This window comes from Kitasatospora sp. NPDC023120 (assembly GCF_055560835.1).
Genome location: NZ_JBVHHY010000021.1, coordinates 62,551 through 80,752, shown reverse-complemented (window position 1 = coordinate 80,752; position 18,202 = coordinate 62,551). Strand labels below are relative to the sequence as shown.

Genomic DNA, 18,202 nt, shown 5'->3' with positions numbered 1-18,202 from the left:
CGGCCGCGCGACGAGGTGCGGCCCTCCGTACCTGTCATGTCTTGGCCACCCGATGCCCGGACCTCCGTCGCCCGGTCACCGCTTCCGTGGCCGTCCGCTGCCGATCGTGGGGTGCCCGCGTGTCCGTGTCCGAGGATCGTCCGGCCGACTACGACCTGGCGGAGCGCTGGGATCCCGTCCAGGCCGCCGAGGTCGACGAATTGGCCGACCCGGACGAGTTCCTGCGCGTCTGCGCCGAACTCACCGGCTTCGACGTCCCCGAGCTGCGTGCCACCGGCATGGCGGAGGAGCACCACCGCACCGTGCTGGCCCACCGGGTCCGCGACGAGCACGCCCTCGTCCACCTCTGGTACGTCGGCGCCTGGCCCGGCGAGGCACCCAGCTCCGCCCGCGCCCACGACCAGGGCCTGGTCTGGCGGACCTTCCGGGCCACCCCGCCCGGCGCCGCCCCCGGGCACGGCAGCTGGGCCGAGGCACCCCTGGGCGCGGAACCCGGCGCGCACCCCAGCGGCCGGGAGCCCCGGGGAGGCGAGGCCCGATGAGCACGCATTCGGAAACGCATTCGGAAACGCACTGGGACGCCGTCGTGGTCGGCGCGGGCTTCGCCGGAACGCTGGTCGCCCACCACCTCGGCGCGCAGGGCCGGCGGGTGCTCGTCCTGGAGGCCGGACGGGCCGCGCCCACCGGAGCCGAAGCCTCCGCCGCCCACCGCGCCGCCGGCGGCGGACCGCCCACCTCGCCCTACCCGCACAGCCCCGAGGCACCGTCACCCGACGTCAGCGACCTCACCGGCCTGCCCGACGGCGGCTTCACCGCCACCGGACACCTCCGCCAGTACGGCCCGCTGCCCTACGCCAGCGGCTACCTGCGCGCCAACGGCGGCACCGGCCTGCTCTGGACCGGGCTCACCCCGCGCATGCACCCCGAGGACTTCCGCACCGGCGACCTCGGGCACGGCCGCAACTGGCCGATCGGCTACCACGACCTGGAGCCGCACTACCGAGCCGCCGAACGCGAGCTGGGCGTCGCCGCCGACGCCGAGGAGCAGCGCAGCGCCGTCGGACTGCCCATCCCGGACGACTACGCCTTCCCGATGCGGGCCATCCCGGCGAGCTTCCTCGACCGGCAGCTCGCCGACGCGCTCGACGGCCGGTCCGTCCGCGACCCCGCCCTACCGGAACCCGCCCGGCTCGCCGTCACCGGCACCCCGCACGCCCGCAACGGGGTGCCGACCCGCCCCGGCTCCGCCGACGGACCGCTCTGCGCGGGCAGCGCCGGCTGCGTCCAGCCGCCAGTTCTCCCTCCAGTTCGAGCTGGAGCAGCCCGCCGACCCGGCCAACCGGGTGACCCTCGACCCGGACCGGCGCGACCCGCTGGGCCTGCCCGTGCCCGCCGTCCGCTACGACCTCTCCGACTACGTCCGCGAGGGCATGGCTTCCGCCCGGGCCGTCTCCGACCAGCTCTTCGCCCTGCTCGGCGCCGAGGACCACACCGCGTACCCCGCGGTCGGCTGGCCGGGACGGCTGGAGCACCGGGGAACCGTCCACGGCTACCGGGGCGCGGGCCACGCCGGCGGTACCCACCTCATGGGCGACTCGCCCGCCACCTCCGTGGTCGACCACTGGCAGCGCTGCTGGGACCACCCCAACCTGTACGCCGTCGGCTGCGGCTCGATGCCCTCGCTCGGCACCTCCAACCCCTCGCTCACCATGGCCGCCCTGGCGCTGCGCAGCGCCGAGCGGATGCACCGGGACCTGCTGGACCTGCACCGGCCGGCAGTCGTCACGCCCCTTCAGCCGTGACGAACCCGGCAGGGTGACAACCCCTCCACCGCCCGTACACCCGGATCCCCTTCGCCCTCGGAGCACTCATGACCGGCCTGCCCCTGCCGCCCGTACCGGAGCCCTACCACCTGCCCTTCCACTACGGCGCGCTGCACAACATCGGCGTCGACTACCTGGTCGACCGAGAGCGGGCGCGCGAGGTGCTCGGCAAGCGCCACCCGGGGCTGAACGTCGCCGCCTTCGACGGCGGGGCCTGCGTGTCGCTCAACTACCAGCTCTACTTCGCCCAGTACCCGAACGGCGGCGGCATCACCCAGGAGCTGGAGATCAACCTGATCGCCCATCCGCTGTTCGCCGAGGACCGGATCCCGGCGCTCAACTACGGCCAGTACGCCCGGGGTTACGACCAGACCAAGCTGCTCGGCATCGCCCGGCTGCATGTGCTCTGCGACAATCCGCTCGCCATCGACGCCGGGCGCCGGCTCTACGCCGAGCCCAAGCACCCGGGCTGGTTCGAGAGCACACTGCCCTCCCTCAACGCGCCCGCCGTCCGCGAACGCTGGTCCGTCTCCTGTCGCCGCGCCACCCTCGGGTCCGACGGGCTGGAGCGCCACGAGGAGGAACTCCTCGCCCTGGACGTCGACCTGGTGGGCCTCACTCCCGAATCGGTCAACAACACCCCGATCACCGGCTACGGCACCGACGACGAGGGCAGGCTGCTCGCCGGTCCGCTCAACGTGTACCAGCCCTACCGCTACTACGCCCTGGACGACCGCACCGCCGACCGCGTCCGGCTCGACCTCGGCAACCCCGCTGAGGAGTCCGCCCGCGACCTCGCCCGTCTGATCGCCGACGCCCCGGCCGCCGGGGTCTGGACCTACCAGTCCCCGCCGGTCGCCGCCCACAACCGGGCCTACTACATCCGCTGACGGCGGGCCCGCGGCCGCCCGGTCATCCGGTCGGCTCCCCGGCCCGGCTCTGCGGTTGCGGCGCGTCCGGAGCGCGCTGAGGCTGGTCGCCAGACAGGCGCGGTGCGCCACCGTTCGTCGCCGACGTGTGCGGGTGACGGTGCGCCATCGGACCGGACGGCGACCGCGAGGCATTGATGCGCAGAATCCTTCGGCTCAGCGTGCGGTTCCGGGTGCTGGTGGCCGGGGCCGTCGTTCTGTTGCTGGCGCTCGGTCTGCTGAACCTGCCGCACACCCGGGTGGAGGTCTTCCCGCAGTTCACCCCGACGCTGGTGCAGATCCAGACCGAAGCCCCCGGGCTGTCCGCCGCCGAGGTGGAGCAGCTGGTCACCGTGCCGCTGGAGCAGGACCTGCTGATCGGCGTGCCCTGGCTGGACCGGCTGCGCTCGGCGTCGGGGCCCGGGCTCTCGGCCATCGACCTGATCTTCCAGCCCGGCACCGACATGCTGCGCGCCCGGCAGGTCGTCCAGGAGCGGCTCACCCAGTCCCGGGCGCTGCCCAACGTCGGCACCCCGCCGGTGATGATCCAGCCGATGTCCTCGACCAGCCGGGCGATGATGATCGCGCTCTCCTCGAAGGAGATCTCCGGGCCCGAGCTGTCCACCCTGGCGCGGTGGAAGATCAAACCCCGGCTGGCGGGCATCCCCGGCGTCGCGAACGTGGTCATCTGGGGCCAGCGCGACCGGCAGCTGCAGGTCCAGGTCGACCCGGCGCAGCTGCACGCCAAGCAGGTGGGCCTGGACCAGGTGGTCACCACCGCCGGCAACGCGATGTGGGTGTCCCCGTTGACCTTCGTCGAGGCCTCCACGCCGGGGACCGGCGGCTTCATCGACACCTCCAGCCAGCGGTTCTCCATCCAGCACGTGCTGCCGATCACCACCCCGCAGGACCTGGCCCAGGTGAGCCTGGAGGGCACGACCGGCCAGGCCCTGCGGCTGGGCGACGTGAGCACCGTTCAGCAGGGCAACCAGCCGCTCATCGGCGACGCGGTGCTCCCCGACGGCGTCGGCGTCATGCTGGTCGTGGAGCAGCTCCCGGACGCGGACACCCGTACGCTCACCCGGGAGGTGGACGACGCGCTGGAGGCGCTCAAGCCCGGACTGGCGGGGGTGAGCGTGGACTCCACCCTCTACCGGCCGGCGAGCTACCTCGACGCGGTGGCCCGCAACGTCGGTCTGTGGGCGCTGCTCGGGCTGGTGCTGTTCGTCGCGGTGGTGGCGCTGTGGTTCCGCTCGTGGCGGGCCGCCCTGGTCGGTCTGGTCTCGCTCACCACCTCCCTGCTGACCGCGCTGCTCGTGCTCCACGCGCGCGGGGCGTCACTCGACCTGATGCTGGTCGCCGGGCTCGCCGTGGCGCTCGTCGCGGTGATCGACGACGCGATCACCGACGTGCAGACCGTCCGGCGGCGGTTGCGCGAGCCCCACGACGGGCGGTCCGCGCTCTCCGTCGTGGTGGAGGCCTCGGCCACCGTCCGCGGCCCCGCGCTGTACGCGACACTGATCGTGCTGCTGGCGGCGTTGCCGCTGCTCTCGCTGACCGGCGTGGGCGGGGCCTTCACCCGTCCGCTGGTGCTGTCGTACATGCTCGCGGTGGCGGTCTCCGCGGTCGTCGCGCTCGTCGTCACGCCCGCCCTGGGGGCCTTTCTGCTCCCCGGGGAGCGGGTGCGGCCGCGGCGCCCGGCGCAGGCCTCCGGCCAGCTGTTCGACCGCTGCGCGCACGCCGTCGTGGACCGGGGCGCGGCGCTGGCGAGCGTCGTCGCCGTGCTCGTCCTCGCCGCGGTCGCCGTCGTGCCCCAGCTCGGTGGCAAGGGGCTGATCCCCACCCCGCACGACCGGGAGCTGCTGGTCCAGCTGCAGGCCGCGCCCGGCACCTCCCTGCCCGAGATGAGCCGGACCAGCGCCGGCGTGGCCGAGCGGCTCCGCGCCCTGCCCGGGGTCCGCAGCGTCGGAGCGCACGTCGGACGGGCCGTCACCTCCGACCGGACCGACAACGTGGATGCCGCCGAGCTGTGGGTCACCATCCAGGGCGACGCCGACTACGGGCCGGCCGTCGACCGGATCGAGCGGGCCGTCCGGGACTACCCCGGCGTGAGCACCCGCGTGGTGACGTACGAGGAGGAGCGGGTGGACGCGGTCGGCACCCGGCACGACACCACCGCCCCGGTCGTGGTGCGCGTCTACGGACCGGACCTGGAGACGCTGCGCGGCAGGGCCGAGGAGGTGCGCAAGGCGATCGCCGGCGTCCCCGGCATCGAGGACACGCGCGTCCCGCTCCCCGCCGAGCAGCCGACCATCGAGGTCAAGGTCGACCTGGCGGCGGCCCAGCGGTACGGGATCAAGCCGGGAGACGTCCGGCGCATGACGGCCACCGTCTTCGCCGGACTGCCCGTCGGCAGCTTCTACCAGAACCAGCAGGTCTACGACGTGGTGGTGATCGGCACGCCGGAGACCCGCAGCTCCCCGGACAAGGTGCAGGAACTGCCGATCGACACCCCGGACGGCGGGCAGGTCCGGCTCGGTGACGTCGCCTCCGTGCGGATCGCGCCCTTCCCGGCCGTCGTCACCCATGACGGCACCTCACGCAGCCTGGACGTCACCGCCGACGTCCGGGGGCGGGACCTCCCCGCGGTGCTCACCGAAGTGCGGGACAAGGTCCGGCAGCTCGCCATGCCGTACGAGTACCACGCCGAGGTGTACAGCGACACCGCCGACCAGCAGCACCGGGACCTGGTGACGGGGCTGATCGCCGCGGCCGTGCTGGTGGCCTTCCTGCTGCTGTTCCAGGCCGCCTTCCGCAGCTGGCGGCTGGCCGGGCTGGCGCTGGTGCTCCTGCCGCTCGCCGGTGCGGGCGGGGTCCTGACGGCCTACGCGGTCGGCGGGGTGATGTCGGCGGGCGCGCTGGCCGGGCTGCTGCTGGTGCTGGTGTTCGCCGTGCGGGCGGTCGTCCTGGTCGTCCGCGACCTCCAGGCCGCCGGACCGCCCACGGCGGACGGGGTGGTGGCGGTCGCCCGGGCCCGGGCCGGCAGCGTGCTGCTCACCGCCCTGGCCACGGCGGCGGTGCTGCTGCCGGCAGCCGTCGTGGGGCCGGTCGCCGGCCTGGAGGTGCTGCATCCGCTGGCCGTGGTCGCGCTCGGCGGACTGCTCACGACCGCCCTGCTCGCCCTGGTCGTGCTGCCCGCCCTCTACCTCCGCATCGGGCCGGGCACCCGCGACGACGCAGCGGACGGGATCTGAGATGCGACGCCACCTTCCCGCCGCCCTCCTGCTGGCCGCGCTCGCCGTCCTTCCCGCCTGTTCGTCCGACTCCTCCGGGGGGAGCACCGCCGACACGCCCGCCACGGTCGTCACCGACCCGGCGACGAACGAGCTGGCCGTCCAGCTGACCGACGACGCGGCCAAGCGGATCGGCATCGCCACCACCCCGGTGACCGTCCTGGCGTCCGGGCAGCCCGGCGTGCCGCTGAGCGCGGTCCTGTTCCGCGAGGACGGCAGCACCTGGGTCTACACCGACCCCGAGCCGCTGCGCTACGTCCGCACCAAGGTGGAGCTGGGCGCGGTCATCGGCGACAACGTGGTGCTCACCTCGGGACCGCCGGCCGGCACCCGGGTGGTGACGGTCGGGGCGGCCGAACTGCTGGGCGCCGAACTCGGCGTGGGGGGTGAGCAGTGACCGGCCCCACCGGTGCGGACCCCACTGGCGCGGGCCCCACCGGCGCCGGCGGCCCTGCCGGTACCGGCGGCCCTACCGGCGCCGGCGGTCCGACCGGTTTCGGCGAGGAGCGGCACACGCTGATGCGCTGGCTCGTCGCCACCAGCCTGCGCTTCCGCTACCTGGTGGTGGCACTGGCCGCTGCCATGATGGCGATCGGCGTCGCGCAGATCCCCAAGGCCCGGGTGGACGTCTTCCCGGAGTTCGCGCCGCCGCAGGTGGAGGTGCAGACGATCGCCCTGGGCCTGTCGACCACGGACGTGGAGTCCCTGGTGACCGTCCCGGTCGAGCAGGCGCTGAACGGCATCGCGGGCCTGCACGAGCTGCGCTCCAAGTCGGTGCCGCAGCTGTCCTCGGTCCAACTGGTCTTCCACGACGGCACCGATCTGCTGCAGGCCCGTCAGCTGGTCCAGGAACGGCTGGCCCAGGTCACCTCCAGCCTGCCGACCTGGGCCAGCCCGCCGGTGATGCTGCCGCCGGTCTCGGCGACCAGCCGGGTGGTCCAGATCGGCATGTCCTCCCGCGACCACTCGCTGGTCACGATGTCGATGACCGCCTACTGGGAGATCAGGTCCCGCCTGCTGCGCGTGCCCGGCGTCGCGAACGTGGCCATCTGGGGCGAGCGGCTGCAGCTGATGACCGTCCAGGTCGACCCGGCGAAGATGCAGGACCGCGGCGTCCCGCTGGACAGCGTCATGGAGGTGACCGCCGACTCGGTCGACTCCGGCCTGCTGCGGTTCTCCAACGGATCGGTCATCGGCGCGGGCGGCTTCTTCGAGAACCCGAACCAGCGCATCCCGGTCCGGCACGTCCTGCCGATCGTCACCCCCCAGGACCTCGCCAAGGTGCCGGTGCCGGCGAAGAACGGGCAGCTGACGCTGCTCGGCGACGTCGCGCAGGTGAAGGAGGACCACCAGCCGCTGATCGGCGACGCGGTGGTCGGCGACGGCCCCGGACTGCTGCTGGTCGTCGAGAAGCTGCCCTGGGGCAACACGCTGCAGATCAGCAAGGGCATCGACGACGCGATCAAGGAACTGCAGCCCGGACTGCCCGGCATCGCCTTCGACACCACGGTGTTCCGCCAGTCCTCCTTCATCGAGACCGCGATCCACAACCTCACCCAGGCCCTGGTCCTCGGCTTCCTGCTGGTCCTGCTGATCCTGATGGCCTTCCTCTTCGAGTGGCGGGTGGTGCTGATCAGCGTGCTGACCATCCCGCTCTCGCTCACCGCCGCCATCTGGGTGCTGCACCGGACGGGCGCCACCATCAACACGATGACGCTGGCCGGCCTGGTGATCGCCCTCGGCGCGGTGGTGGACGACGCGATCATCGACGTGGAGAACATCCTCAGACGGCTGCGCGAGCGCCGGAGAACGGGCTCCGACGAGCCGATCGCCAGGGTCATCCTCAACGCCTCGCTCGAGGTCCGGAGCCCGATCGTCTACGCGACCCTCATCATCGTCGCGGCCGCCGTCCCGGTCTTCCTGCTGGAGGGGCTGACCGGTGCGTTCTTCCGCCCGCTCGCCGTCTCCTACACCCTGGCCATCGTCGCGTCGATGCTGGTCGCACTGACCGTCACGCCCGCGCTGTCGCTGATCCTGCTGCGCCGGGCCCGGGTGGAACGGCGCTTCTCGCCGCTGATGCGGTCCGTCCAGCGCGCCTACACCGCCGTGCTCTCGCGGATCCTGCGACGGCCGCGCGCCGCCTACGTGGTCTCCGCCCTGCTGGTGCTCGCCGCCGGCCTCGTGGTGCCGCGGCTGGGCCAGGAGCTCTTCCCCACCTTCAAGGAGCGGAGCCTGCTGATCCACCTGATCAGCACTCCGGGCACCTCGGTGGAGGAACAGACCCGGCTGACCAAGCTGCTCAGCGCCGACCTGCGGGCCATCCCCGGAGTCCGCGACAGCTTCGGCACCCACATCGGTCAGGCCTTCCAGGGCGAGGAGATCGTCGGCGTCAACTTCTCCGAGAACTGGATCAGCATCGACCCGCACGCCGACTACGACCGCACCCTCGAGGCGGTCCGAGCCGTCGTGGACCGCTACCCGGGCGTCTACCACGACACGCTGACCTACCTGAACGAGCGGATCCAGGAGGTCCTCAGCGGGGGCAAGGAGCCGGTCGTGATCCGTCTCTTCGGCGAGGACCAGAGCGTCCTGCGGGAGAAGGCGGCCGAGATCCAGCACCGGATCGCCGCCATCCCCGGGATCGTCGACGACCACACCGACCTGCAGGTGGACGAACCCCAGATCCAGGTCGAGGTCGACCTCGCCAAGGCCGCCCAGTACCAGCTCAAGCCCGGTGACATCCGCCGGGCCGCGGCCACCCTGGTGGCGGGCGAGGAGGTCGGCGACATCTTCCGGGACGGCAAGGCCTACGACACCGTCGTCTGGAGCACCCCCGAGACCCGCGGCAGCGTCGACGCGATCGGCAACCTGCCGATCAACACCCCGGCGGGCCAGGTCGTCCGGCTCGGCGACGTCGCCAAGGTCAGCGTGCAGCCCGTGCCCAACCTGATTGAGCGGAACAACGGCTCGCGGCGCATCGACGTCTCCGCCAACGTCCGCGGTCGGGACCTCGGCACCGTCGTCCGCGAGGCACAGCGGGCTGTCGACGAGGTCGAGCTGCCGCGCGGCTACCACGCCGAGTTCCAGGGCGAGTACCAGGAACGCCAGGCCGCCCAGCGTGACCTCCTGCGCAACGCCGCGATCGCGGGCGTGGCGATCCTGCTACTGCTCCAGGTCTCCTTCCGCAGCTGGCGGCTGGCCCTGCTCTCCTTCCTCACGCTCCCGATGGCCCTCGCCGGCGGCGCGCTCGCCGCGTGGATCGGCGGCGGAGTCATCTCGCTCGGCTCGCTGGTCGGTTTCTTCACCGTGTTCGGGATCGCCGCCCGCAACGGCATCCTGCTCATCAACCACTGCCAGCACCTGGAACGGTACGAGGGCGAGGCCTTCGGCCCCGCCCTCGTCCTGCGCGGGGCGCGGGAGCGGCTCGCGCCGATCCTGATGACCTCGCTGGCCACCGGCCTCGCCGTGCTGCCCCTGGTCGCCCTCGGGAACCGGCCTGGCCATGAGATCGAGTACCCGCTGGCCTGGGTGGTCCTCGGCGGTCTCGCCACCTCCACCATGCTCAACCTCCTCGTCGTGCCCTCGCTCTACCTCAGATTCGGGCACCGCAAGCCCAAAACCCCTGTGCAAAGGAGCACTTGATGAAACGTCGTGGCCCGAGAAGCGCCGTGCTGGCCGCCGCCGGCACCGTCCTCCTCCTGCTCGGCACCGTCCCGGCCGCCGGTGCGGCCAGTGCGGCGGCCAGGACGGCAACCGGTGCCGCCACGCCCCGGCAGGCCACGCCCGACTGCGGGCCCCCGCCCCCGCTGCCGCGCCAGTCGTTCCCGGCCCAACCGCACGTCGACAACCGCTTCCTCCCACTCGCCCCCGGCACCCAGTTGACGCTCCAGGGCAACGTGGACGGCGTTCCGCACACCGTGGTCAGCACCGTCACCGGCCTGACCAAGCGCATCGACGGCGTCACCGGAGTCGTCGTCCGCGACCAGGACCTCGGCGAGACGGGCCGGATCGAGGAGGACGAACTCGCGATCTTCGCCCAGGACTGGCGCGGCACCGTGTGGGGGCTCGCCGAGTACCCCGAGGTGTACGAGCACGGCAAGCTCGTCGGGGCCCCCGCCACCTGGGCCTCCGGCATCAAGGGCAGCCACGCGGGCATCGCCATGCTCGCCAGGCCCCGCACCCAGACGCCCCCGTACGACCAGGGCGACGCCCCGTCGATCCAGTTCCGGGACTGCGCCCAGGTGCTCCGGACCGGACAGCAGCTCACCGTCCCCGCCGGCTCCTTCGACGGCGTCCTGGTGGTCGACGAGTGGGCTCCCCTCGACCCGTCCGGCGGGCACCAGCTGAAGTTCTACGCCCCGGGCGTGGGCCTGCTCCGGGCCGCCCCCGAGGGTCAGGAGAACAACCCCGAGGCGCTGTCCCTGACGAGTGTTCGGCAGCTCTCCTCCACCGAGCTGGCCAGGATGAACCGGGAGGCCCTGGCGATGGACACCCGCGGACGCCGCCGGGTCAGCCCCGACGTCTGGGGGCTCACCCCGCCGGCGCAGTAGCCGCGGAGGAGCCGCGCAGTCTCCGCGTAGGAGCCGGGTGCCGGCGCGGTCCGGGCGGGTGTCGGTCCCGCACCGCCACCGCGCCGGGCCCGGGCCCGGCGCGGCCCTGTCGGCCTTAGGGTGACGCCTCGAGATGGACGACACCCACCAGCAGGACGACACCGAGGCGCTGCACCACCTGCACGACGGCGGGGACTACCGCCGGCTGGCCGAGTGGACCTCGAACCCGCAGGTGCTGCGCCGGCTCGCCGTGGCCGAGTACCCGTTCGTCTGGCACGCGATCGCCCGCAACCCCGCCGCGCCCGCCGATGTGCTGGTCGCGCTGTCCACCCGGCGCCACAGCACCTGGAACGACAACTGCCTGCTGCGGCTGCTCGCCGCCCACCCCGCCCTCACCGGTGCGGCTCTGGACGGGCTGTTCGACCTGGTGGCCGTGCGCCTGCGGGAGGGCGACCGCCCGTACGCGGCGGTGCTGGAGCTGGCCCGACGGCCGGAACCGACGGCCGAGCGGCTGCACTGGCTGGGGCACCTGCCCGGGGCCTCGACCTGGCTGCGCCGGGGGATCACCCGGGCACTGGCGGGGCGCCGGGACCGGTGAGCCCGCCCGATTCCAGTCCACCCTCGCGGGCGACGGCCGGGGCCCGGGACCAGCGGTCGGCGAGGACCGTGCCGACCATCAACTGCAGTTGGTGGTAGAGCATCAGCGGCAGCACCAGCAGCCCTGCCTCCGGTCCGAACAGGACGGTGGCCATCGGCAGACCGTTGGCCAGGCTCTTCTGCGATCCGCAGAGCACCGCGGCGATGCGGGCCGGCCGGTCGAGCCCCAGCAGCCGGGCCGCGAGCCCGGTGGCCGCCAGGGCGGCGGCGAGCAGGGCGAGCAGCACCGCGAGGAGACCGAGCAGGGCGAGTGGCGTCGCCAGGCGCCAGATACCCTGGGCCACCGCCGCGCTGAACGCCGTGTAGACGACGAGCAGGATCGAACCGCGGTCCACCGGGGTCAGCACCCGTTTGTGACGGGCCAGGAGACCGCCGAGCCACGGCCGCAGCACCTGCCCCAGCAGGAAGGGCGCGAGCAGCTGCAGCCCGATCCGCAGCAGCCCGTCGGCGGACAGCCCGGTGTGCGAGCCCAGCAGCCAGGCCGCCAGCAGCGGGGTGAGGACCAGCCCAGCCAGGCTGGAGTACGTGCCCGCGCAGATCGCCGCCGGGACGTCGCCCCCGGCGGCGCCGGTGAGCGCTACCGAGGACTGCACCGTCGAAGGCACCAGGCAGAGGAACAGCACGCCGGTCTGTAGCTGCCCGGTCAGGGGAACCGGCGTGAGCAGCGCGGAGGCCAGCCCGAGCAGCGGGAAGAGGCCGAAGGTGGCGGCCAGCACCAGCCCGTGCAGCGGCAGGTGGCGCAGGCCGGCCAGCGTCTCGCGGGTGGAGAGACGGGCGCCGTAGAGGAAGAACAGCAGCGCCACCGCGAGGTCGCAGGCCGCCTCGGCGATCCGGGCCGACCCGCCCGAGGCCGGGAACAGCGCGGCCAGACCGACCGTCCCCACCAGTGCCGTCAGGTACGGGTCGAGCCGGCGCGGCAGCGCTCGCTGCGGCCGGGGTCGGCGAAGGAGCCGGCGGCGAGTCAGCGGCGGGCGCATGCGGAGCCCGTCCGAGCGCTCCTCGGATCGCGTCGATCGGGCCGTCACGGGCCGCCTCCCGCCACCGGGCGGAGCGTCGGCGCGGGCGATGACCCCGGACCCAGGGCTTGCCCCAGCAGGCCGCCCACCAGCGAGCCCGTACCGTCGTGGTCGCTGCCCGCCGAGCCGCTGCCGTTCTGGAGGTTGGCCGTCCGGTCGATCTCCAGCCAGGAGTCGGCGTTGGAGTTGTCCACTACCACCACCGTGATCGGACCACCCGAGGCCGCCGCGGGGGCGGCACCGCCCATGAACAGCACGCAGACCCCGGCCAGCGCCGGCACCCAGGACCGGGACACGCAGGACCGCAGGGTGGCGGACGCCCAGGGCGGTGAGGGCCCGCCCAGCCGGGCCCTCACGCTGACACCGCCGTCAGTCCGCGGGAGCGGGAGATGTTCCGCTCCAGCAGCTCGGTGGACTCCCGCACGCCGATCTGCCGGCTCTCCTCGGCCGCCGCGGGCAGCCGCCCGTCGGCGACCTTCAGCCCGGCCAGCGCCTCGTCCATCGCGCGGTGCGCGGCGAACAGGCAGGGGGTGCTGTAGATGGCCACGTCCACCCCCAGCTCCGTCAGCTCCGAGAGCGACAGCCGGGGGGACTTGCCGCCCGCGATCTGGTTGAACAGCAGCGGCTTGTCGCCGACCACCGCGCGGATCCGGCGGATCCACTCCTCGCTGCGCACGCCGTCGACCAGCACCACGTCTGCGTCCGTGGCGGCGAGCGCCCGGGCGCGGCGCAGGATGTCGTCCTCCTCGGTGGCGTCGGTGCGGGCGACCACCACGAGGTCCGTCCGGTTGGCGAGGACGAGCTCCAGCTTCTCCAGGTACTCCTCCAGCGGGAGGACCTGCTTGCCGTCCGCGTGGCCGCAGCGGCGCGGCCGCTTCTGGTCCTCAAGGATCACGCCCGAGGCGCCGATGCGTTCGAGCCTGCGCACGACGTGGCAGGCGACCTCGGGATCGACGTAGCCGTCGTCGATGTCGACCAGGAGGTGGTGCCCGGGGAACGCTCCGCGCAGCCGCTCGACGAAGGCGACCATGTCGGGCCAGGCGATGAAACCGATGTCGGGCAGCCCGTAGTAGGAGGCCGCGAAGCCGAAGCCGGAGACGAACATGCCGTTGTAGTGCCCGGCCGCGATGGAGGCCGAGTACATGTCGTAGACGCCGATCAGGGGAGTGGTTCCGGGGCCCGCGATCTCCGCGCGGAGCCGCTGCCCGGGGGCGTCCGTCGTCGTGGTTCCGTGGAACAAGGCCTTCTCCTCGTCTGGGATGACTTTGCCTGAACTTGGTGATCGCTAGACCGAACTGAGGTGTCATCACTATGCGCCCTTTAATGTTCCGTGGGCAAATCTTTAAAGGAGATTCCCCCGTTGGAGTGAATGGGGCGCGACAATAGGAAAGGCGTAAAACCCGTTCATGTGTCGAAAGGGTGTCAAGGGGTCGGGATCAGAGAGGCCGACGCTCGATCGGCAGCAGTGCGCCCGCGCGCTTCAGGGTGCGGATGACGGGCGCCGTCTCGATGGTCCGGATCGCGTCCAGCCCGGCGATCCGGGTCGTCAGGTAGCGCGCGAGGTTGCTCAGCGGCCGCCGACTGCACGGCCGGTCGCCGCGGGCCGTCCTCGGCACCGGCCTGCTGCTGAGCGGGGTCGGCTGTGCGCTGCAGGCAGGGCTGGACGCGCACTCCTCCGCGGCTTCCTTGGCGGCCGGGCCGGCGGTGACCGGCGTCGGCATGGGCCTGACGGGCCCCGTGATGGGAGCGGCGGTGTTCGCTGCGCTGCCGCCGGAGCGGGCAGGCACGGCCGCCGGGGCCATGACGACCTTCCGCCAACTCGGGCAGCCCCTGCCGTTCGAGGGCCTGAACCGTGTCCTGGTCGCCGCCGCGGCCGCCGGGATCCTCGGCGCGTTGCTCGCCTACGCGTTCGTACCGAAGGCGGTTCCCGCACCCAGGACGGCTCCCGTACCGAAGGCGGCGTCGAACGCGGCGCCCGTACCGGAGCCGTCGCGGGAGCGGGCGCCGGCCCCGCCCGCTCCCGCCGGGCGGCAGGAGCGGTAGCCGGGGGCCCGTCGGGGCTCAGGCGCTCCGCACCGGCGGAGCCGCACGCCGCTCGCGCAGCGTCTTGAGCATCCGGCGGGTCGCCTTGGTGGCGACCGGCGGCAGCAGCTCCAGCGCCAGCCGGCGCGGGGCGGAGCGCTGGACCGGGGCCTTGACCTGGTAGTTGAGGCGCAGGACGCGCGCCCCGGCGATGGTGTCCTCGTCCACCGTGTAGCCCTCGGCCCGCCAGTCCCGCTCCAGCAGGACCTGCCGGGCGGCCGCGGCGTCGCCCCAGGTGCCGTAGAACTTCATCGGGGTGAGCAGGACCGGGCGCAGCCCGCCGGTGAAGACCGCCTCCCAGACCGCCGCCGAGACGCCCGGGGTGTGCTCGGAGCGGTAGTCGTCCAGGGCGACCAGGCCGTTCTCGGTGAGTGCGGCCCGCGCCACGGCGATGTCCCCGGCGACGTGCTCGTACAGGTGGGAGGCGTCGACGTGGACGAACCGGCAGCTGCCCGCCGGGATCCGGCCGTCGGTCAGCACCGAGGTGGGCGCCTGCACGATCTCGGGCAGCTCGTGGTGGAAGGCCAGGTAGTTGGCCTCGAAGGCGCTGCGGGTCAGGGTCTTCCGGTAGGACATGTCCATCTCGGCGGCGTTGTCCTCGTCGCCCGCCTCGGAGTCGAACAGGTCGCAGACGGTCAGCCGCTCGCCCGGCCGCAGGTGGTCGCCGAGCAGGACGGCGCTGCGGCCCAGGTAGCTGCCGAGCTCCAGGATGTCGCCGGTGACGCCGGCCGCGCTCTGGCTGGACAGCAGGTGCCCGAAGGCGGCCCGGTCGAGGCTGAAGAACCAACCGGGGATGTCGTCCCGCTTCAGCGGCACGGGACTGGCAGCTGTGGCTTCGGCAGTGGGCACGGCGGCCTCCAGGGGCACGGCGGGGCGCGGTGGCGGATCACGCCGCGGAGGGACGCCGAGGACGTGAGGCGGATCATCATAGCCACGCCGGGGCCAGGTGGAACCAGGTTCGGAAGGACCGGATTCCGACCCTCCGCTCGACCGTTCGAGCGGCTCGGGTCGGTCGCGCGGATCGGGCCGTTCGAGCGGTTCGCGTCCGTCGCGCTATTCGGCCCGTCGGGGGTGCCCGGAGTGGTCGGGGCCTTCGGAGTGTTCGGGCCGTTCCAGCTCGGCGATGGTCTCGTCCAGCCAGGTCCGCTCGGCCGCCGTGGAGGCCCGGGCGACGAGCAGCATCCCGCGCCGGAAGGGGTTGGACTCCCGCTCGGCGCTGACGGGGTGGCCGTCCCCGTCGTAGAAGAAGCTGCTCGGCGCGGCGAGGAAGGCCAGGCGGCGGCGGAGGACGGCGGCCTGCCGGGGTGGGTCGGCGAGGTGGTGCAGGAACGCGGTGAGGGTGAAGAACCGGATCTGGTCGGTGATCTCGGCCTGCTCCGGATCGGCCAGCCGCCGCAGCAGCTCGGCCCGGCCCTCCTCGGTCAGCTCCAGCGTCTGGCGCTGTGCCGCGCCGGTGCCGGGTTCGCTGCGGCGGGACAGCAGGCCGGCCTTCTCCAGCCGCGCGATGGCCGGGTAGAGCGCGCCGTCGCTGACGGGGCGGACGTGCCCGGTCAGGCCGGTGATCCGGGACCTGAGTTCGTAGCCGTGCAGTGGCTGGTCGAACAGGAAGCCGAGGATCGCGAGGGTCAGCACGGTCGAAGCCCTTCCGTCGGAGTGCGCCCGGGGAGCGCTCATGTTACCTCTTGCCGATATACCTCGATTCGATGTATCTCTATTCGAGGTTGCAGTCCAGGACCGGTCCGCAGGACAGGCTCCGGACGGCGGAACAGGGGAGGAATCATGCGCGGGCATCTGCCCCGACTCACGGCGCTCGCCGTACCCGTCTACGCGGAACTGCTGTCCGGGGTGATCGCCTCGGTGATCGGCACGCTCTGGGTGGCCGGCCTCGGCGGGGCCGCGGTCGCCGCCGTCACACTGGCCGGCACCGTCGAGAACCTGCTGCTCGGGCTCGTCCTGGTGGTCGCTTCCGGCACCAGCGTCCGGCTGTCCCACGCCTTCGGCGCCGGCGACCGCGCCGAGGCCGCCCGGACCACCCGCGCCGCCTGGCGGCTCTGCGCCGCGGGCAGCCTCGCGATCGCCGCCCCCGGCTTCCTGCTGCGCGACCGCCTTGCGGGCGTGTTCCTGGACGGCGAGGCCGCCGCCCGCGCCGCCGAGTACCTCACCGTCGCCTTCCCGGCCTTCGCGCTGTTCTTCGGCCAGCGCATCGCCGACGAACTGTTCAAGGGCGCCGGCGACACCCGCACCCCGATGCGGATCGCCCTGCTCTCCAACGCCCTGCTGCTCGTGCTCGACCCGCTGCTCATCCTCGGCGCTGGTCCGCTGCCCGCCCTCGGCGTGCCGGGCGCGGCGCTCGCCCTGGCGGTCTCGCGGGCGGTCGCCTTCGCCGTCACCCTGCGGCTGCGCGGACGGCCGCGCGAACAGGCGCCGGCGGAGGCGGCCGGAGCCACCGGGGGAGAGCGCGCGGCGGCGGTGCGGATCGTGTGTGCGGGAGCGCCGTTCGGCCTGGACTTCACCGCCCGGATGGCCGTCGGTACCGCCCAACTCGGGCTGGTGGCGGGCTTCGGTGTCGCGGCGGTGGCCGGGTTCGGGGTCGGCTACCGGGTGCTGCTCGTCGTCACCATGGCCTTCTACGCGCTGCGCCAGGCCGCCGCGATCGAGGCAGCCCGGCTCACCGGCGCGGGGGAGATCGGGGCGCTGCGCACCCTGCACCGCGACACCGGACGCCTCGCCGCGCTCCTCGGTGCGGTGGCCGCGGTGCTGTCCGCGACGCTCGCCGCCCCGCTGACCGCGCTGTTCACCGACGACCTGGCGGTGGTGGCGCAGTCCGTCGGCTTCCTGCGGATGGCGGCGCTCTACCTCCTCCCGTACGCGCTGGTGGTGGCCCTGGGTGGCGTCCACCAGGCGTCGGGCGCCGGCCGCCCGCTGGTGCTCTCCGTGCTGCTCGGTCTCGGCGCCCAACTCGCCACCTCGGCAGGCCTGTCGGGGTCGCTGGGAGTCTCGGGCGTCTGGCTCGGACCGGCGGTGGGTGCGGCCCTGCAGCTCGCGCTGCTCTCGGTCCTCGCCCGGCGTCGAGCAGCCCCGGGTGCGGGTGCGGCCTCGGCGCCGGTTCCGGTGACGGCCGCCGAGCCGCAGGTGCCGCAGGTGCCGCAGCCGGTCGAGTGACCGTGCGTCAGCAGCCGCGGAGCACGGGACACGCCACGACGGCCAGTCGGCCGGTGGAACGGTCGCCAGCACCCCCCGCTGGGGGCCAGGACGGCCTCGACGCCGCCGACATCGAGGCCGTCGAGGTAGTCGCTGAGGAGGGTGACAGCGGGGAACGGACGGCACCACCAGCCGGCTGACGACAGCCGACAGCCCGGCGGCGGCCGGGGGTGCGCTCCGTCACGTGGGTCGCTACTTCAGTTCGAACAGCAACGAGCGGACCTCGGTGCTACCGGTGTTGCGCGTGGAGTGGTCCACCGCCGGGAACCACATCGTCTCGCCGGCCACGAGCCGGACGTCGACGGTTTCACCGGACTCGTCGGTGAAGGACGCCTGCCCGTCCGCGAGGTTGTAGACGAGGTTGTCGCGATGGTGGTGCATGGCTGTCGCGGTGCCGGGCTGAAGCCGGGCCTCGAGCAGCCGGACTCGGTCGTTCTCGAAGAGGACCTTGTACACGTCGGGTGCCACCTGCGCAGCGTCAGCTGCCATCGGAACCTCCGGATTGCGAGAAGGGGGAGTGACCTGCTGCCGACGGTAGCTCCGTGCGTACGGCCGTGCACGGTGGGACAGCCGGCCCGGCCCCGGCCGGTCGGGGGCACGCCAGTGCCGCTGAGCGGTGGGGGCGGGGGCCAGGCCGACCGGGTTCATCCGAACGCTGTACCGGTTCATCCG

The 18,202-nt window shown here is 73.3% G+C and carries 17 protein-coding genes and 1 pseudogene; 11 read left to right on the top strand and 7 right to left on the bottom strand.

Features of this window, described 5'->3' with window-relative positions; all coding sequences use genetic code 11:
- Positions 1-119: 119 nt before the first annotated feature.
- The 9 genes and pseudogenes from ACZ3TI_RS28480 (at position 120) to ACZ3TI_RS28440 (ending at position 11,172) form a co-directional block, all read left to right on the top strand.
- Positions 120-542: a hypothetical protein gene (locus ACZ3TI_RS28480; protein ID WP_465731060.1), complete on the top strand. Its 423-nt coding sequence runs from the start codon at positions 120-122 to the stop codon at positions 540-542.
- Positions 539-661, top strand: a pseudogene (locus ACZ3TI_RS28475) (hypothetical protein); the annotation flags it as partial. The gene ACZ3TI_RS28480 and the pseudogene ACZ3TI_RS28475, both read left to right, overlap by 4 nt.
- A 682-nt stretch (positions 662-1,343) precedes the next feature.
- Positions 1,344-1,802 carry a GMC oxidoreductase gene (locus ACZ3TI_RS28470; protein ID WP_465731058.1) on the top strand — a complete coding sequence of 153 codons (459 nt, stop codon included), beginning with the start codon at positions 1,344-1,346 and terminating at the stop codon, positions 1,800-1,802.
- A 68-nt stretch (positions 1,803-1,870) separates the two neighbouring features.
- Positions 1,871-2,713, top strand: coding sequence for a hypothetical protein (locus tag ACZ3TI_RS28465; protein WP_465731056.1), 843 nt, complete (start codon positions 1,871-1,873; stop codon positions 2,711-2,713).
- Between the two features lie 176 nt (positions 2,714-2,889).
- Positions 2,890-5,985, top strand: a complete 3,096-nt coding sequence (locus ACZ3TI_RS28460; RefSeq protein ID WP_465731054.1) for an efflux RND transporter permease subunit — start codon at positions 2,890-2,892, stop codon at positions 5,983-5,985.
- A gap of 1 nt (position 5,986) precedes the next feature.
- Entirely contained in the window at positions 5,987-6,421 is a 435-nt protein-coding gene (locus tag ACZ3TI_RS28455; protein WP_465731052.1) for a hypothetical protein, read from the top strand.
- Between the two features lie 122 nt (positions 6,422-6,543).
- The gene (locus ACZ3TI_RS28450; protein ID WP_465731050.1) at positions 6,544-9,666 is read left to right on the top strand and encodes an efflux RND transporter permease subunit; all 3,123 of its coding nucleotides are present in this window, start codon (positions 6,544-6,546) and stop codon (positions 9,664-9,666) included.
- Entirely contained in the window at positions 9,666-10,574 is a 909-nt protein-coding gene (locus ACZ3TI_RS28445; RefSeq protein WP_465731048.1) for a hypothetical protein, read from the top strand. Before ACZ3TI_RS28450 ends, ACZ3TI_RS28445 begins: the two co-directional genes overlap by 1 nt.
- Before the next feature lie 133 nt (positions 10,575-10,707).
- A complete protein-coding gene (locus tag ACZ3TI_RS28440) occupies positions 10,708-11,172 on the top strand; it encodes a hypothetical protein (RefSeq protein ID WP_465731046.1) in 465 nt (154 codons plus the stop codon).
- On the opposite strand, the gene ACZ3TI_RS28435 is transcribed toward ACZ3TI_RS28440, so the two are convergent.
- From ACZ3TI_RS28435 to ACZ3TI_RS28420, 4 genes are all read right to left on the bottom strand, one after another.
- Positions 11,138-12,208 carry a bile acid:sodium symporter family protein gene (locus ACZ3TI_RS28435; RefSeq protein ID WP_465731209.1) on the bottom strand — a complete coding sequence of 357 codons (1,071 nt, stop codon included), beginning with the start codon at positions 12,206-12,208 and terminating at the stop codon, positions 11,138-11,140. The two genes, ACZ3TI_RS28440 and ACZ3TI_RS28435, sit on opposite strands and share 35 nt — an antisense overlap.
- Before the next feature lie 44 nt (positions 12,209-12,252).
- The gene (locus ACZ3TI_RS28430) at positions 12,253-12,543 is read right to left on the bottom strand and encodes a hypothetical protein (protein ID WP_465731044.1); all 291 of its coding nucleotides are present in this window, start codon (positions 12,541-12,543) and stop codon (positions 12,253-12,255) included.
- A 56-nt stretch (positions 12,544-12,599) separates the two neighbouring features.
- Positions 12,600-13,487 (bottom strand): isocitrate lyase/PEP mutase family protein, encoded by an 888-nt coding sequence (locus ACZ3TI_RS28425; protein ID WP_465731042.1) that lies wholly within the window; start codon positions 13,485-13,487, stop codon positions 12,600-12,602.
- Between the two features lie 196 nt (positions 13,488-13,683).
- Complete coding sequence (locus ACZ3TI_RS28420) at positions 13,684-13,968, bottom strand: hypothetical protein (RefSeq protein WP_465731040.1); 285 nt, start codon at positions 13,966-13,968, stop codon at positions 13,684-13,686.
- 31 nt (positions 13,969-13,999) lie between these two features.
- Between ACZ3TI_RS28420 and ACZ3TI_RS28415 the strand changes: the two genes are divergently transcribed.
- A complete protein-coding gene (locus ACZ3TI_RS28415; RefSeq protein WP_465731038.1) occupies positions 14,000-14,290 on the top strand; it encodes a hypothetical protein in 291 nt (96 codons plus the stop codon).
- A gap of 18 nt (positions 14,291-14,308) precedes the next feature.
- On the opposite strand, the gene ACZ3TI_RS28410 is transcribed toward ACZ3TI_RS28415, so the two are convergent.
- Positions 14,309-15,178 (bottom strand): class I SAM-dependent methyltransferase, encoded by an 870-nt coding sequence (locus tag ACZ3TI_RS28410; protein WP_465731036.1) that lies wholly within the window; start codon positions 15,176-15,178, stop codon positions 14,309-14,311.
- Positions 15,179-15,382: 204 nt separating this feature from the next.
- Positions 15,383-15,961 (bottom strand): PadR family transcriptional regulator, encoded by a 579-nt coding sequence (locus ACZ3TI_RS28405; RefSeq protein WP_465731207.1) that lies wholly within the window; start codon positions 15,959-15,961, stop codon positions 15,383-15,385.
- A gap of 147 nt (positions 15,962-16,108) precedes the next feature.
- Here ACZ3TI_RS28405 and ACZ3TI_RS28400 point away from each other — a divergent pair, with 147 nt between their 5' ends.
- Complete coding sequence (locus tag ACZ3TI_RS28400; protein WP_465731034.1) at positions 16,109-17,491, top strand: MATE family efflux transporter; 1,383 nt, start codon at positions 16,109-16,111, stop codon at positions 17,489-17,491.
- 231 nt (positions 17,492-17,722) lie between these two features.
- On the opposite strand, the gene ACZ3TI_RS28395 is transcribed toward ACZ3TI_RS28400, so the two are convergent.
- Positions 17,723-18,019, bottom strand: coding sequence for a cupin domain-containing protein (locus ACZ3TI_RS28395; protein ID WP_465731032.1), 297 nt, complete (start codon positions 18,017-18,019; stop codon positions 17,723-17,725).
- Positions 18,020-18,202: the final 183 nt, after the last annotated feature.

What these genes read in the sequence shown, in the direction of transcription:
- ACZ3TI_RS28460 (WP_465731054.1), top strand. Translation starts at nt 2,890, where the DNA reads ATGCGCAGAATCCTTCGGCTCAGCGTGCGGTTCCGGGTGCTGGTGGCC.
- ACZ3TI_RS28395 (WP_465731032.1), bottom strand. Translation starts at nt 18,019, where the DNA reads ATGGCAGCTGACGCTGCGCAGGTGGCACCCGACGTGTACAAGGTCCTC.
- ACZ3TI_RS28420 (WP_465731040.1), bottom strand. Translation starts at nt 13,968, where the DNA reads ATGCCGACGCCGGTCACCGCCGGCCCGGCCGCCAAGGAAGCCGCGGAG.
- ACZ3TI_RS28465 (WP_465731056.1), top strand. Translation starts at nt 1,871, where the DNA reads ATGACCGGCCTGCCCCTGCCGCCCGTACCGGAGCCCTACCACCTGCCC.
- ACZ3TI_RS28445 (WP_465731048.1), top strand. Translation starts at nt 9,666, where the DNA reads ATGAAACGTCGTGGCCCGAGAAGCGCCGTGCTGGCCGCCGCCGGCACC.
- ACZ3TI_RS28400 (WP_465731034.1), top strand. Translation starts at nt 16,109, where the DNA reads ATGCGCGGGCATCTGCCCCGACTCACGGCGCTCGCCGTACCCGTCTAC.
- ACZ3TI_RS28440 (WP_465731046.1), top strand. Translation starts at nt 10,708, where the DNA reads ATGGACGACACCCACCAGCAGGACGACACCGAGGCGCTGCACCACCTG.
- ACZ3TI_RS28450 (WP_465731050.1), top strand. Translation starts at nt 6,544, where the DNA reads ATGCGCTGGCTCGTCGCCACCAGCCTGCGCTTCCGCTACCTGGTGGTG.
- ACZ3TI_RS28455 (WP_465731052.1), top strand. Translation starts at nt 5,987, where the DNA reads ATGCGACGCCACCTTCCCGCCGCCCTCCTGCTGGCCGCGCTCGCCGTC.
- ACZ3TI_RS28435 (WP_465731209.1), bottom strand. Translation starts at nt 12,208, where the DNA reads ATGCGCCCGCCGCTGACTCGCCGCCGGCTCCTTCGCCGACCCCGGCCG.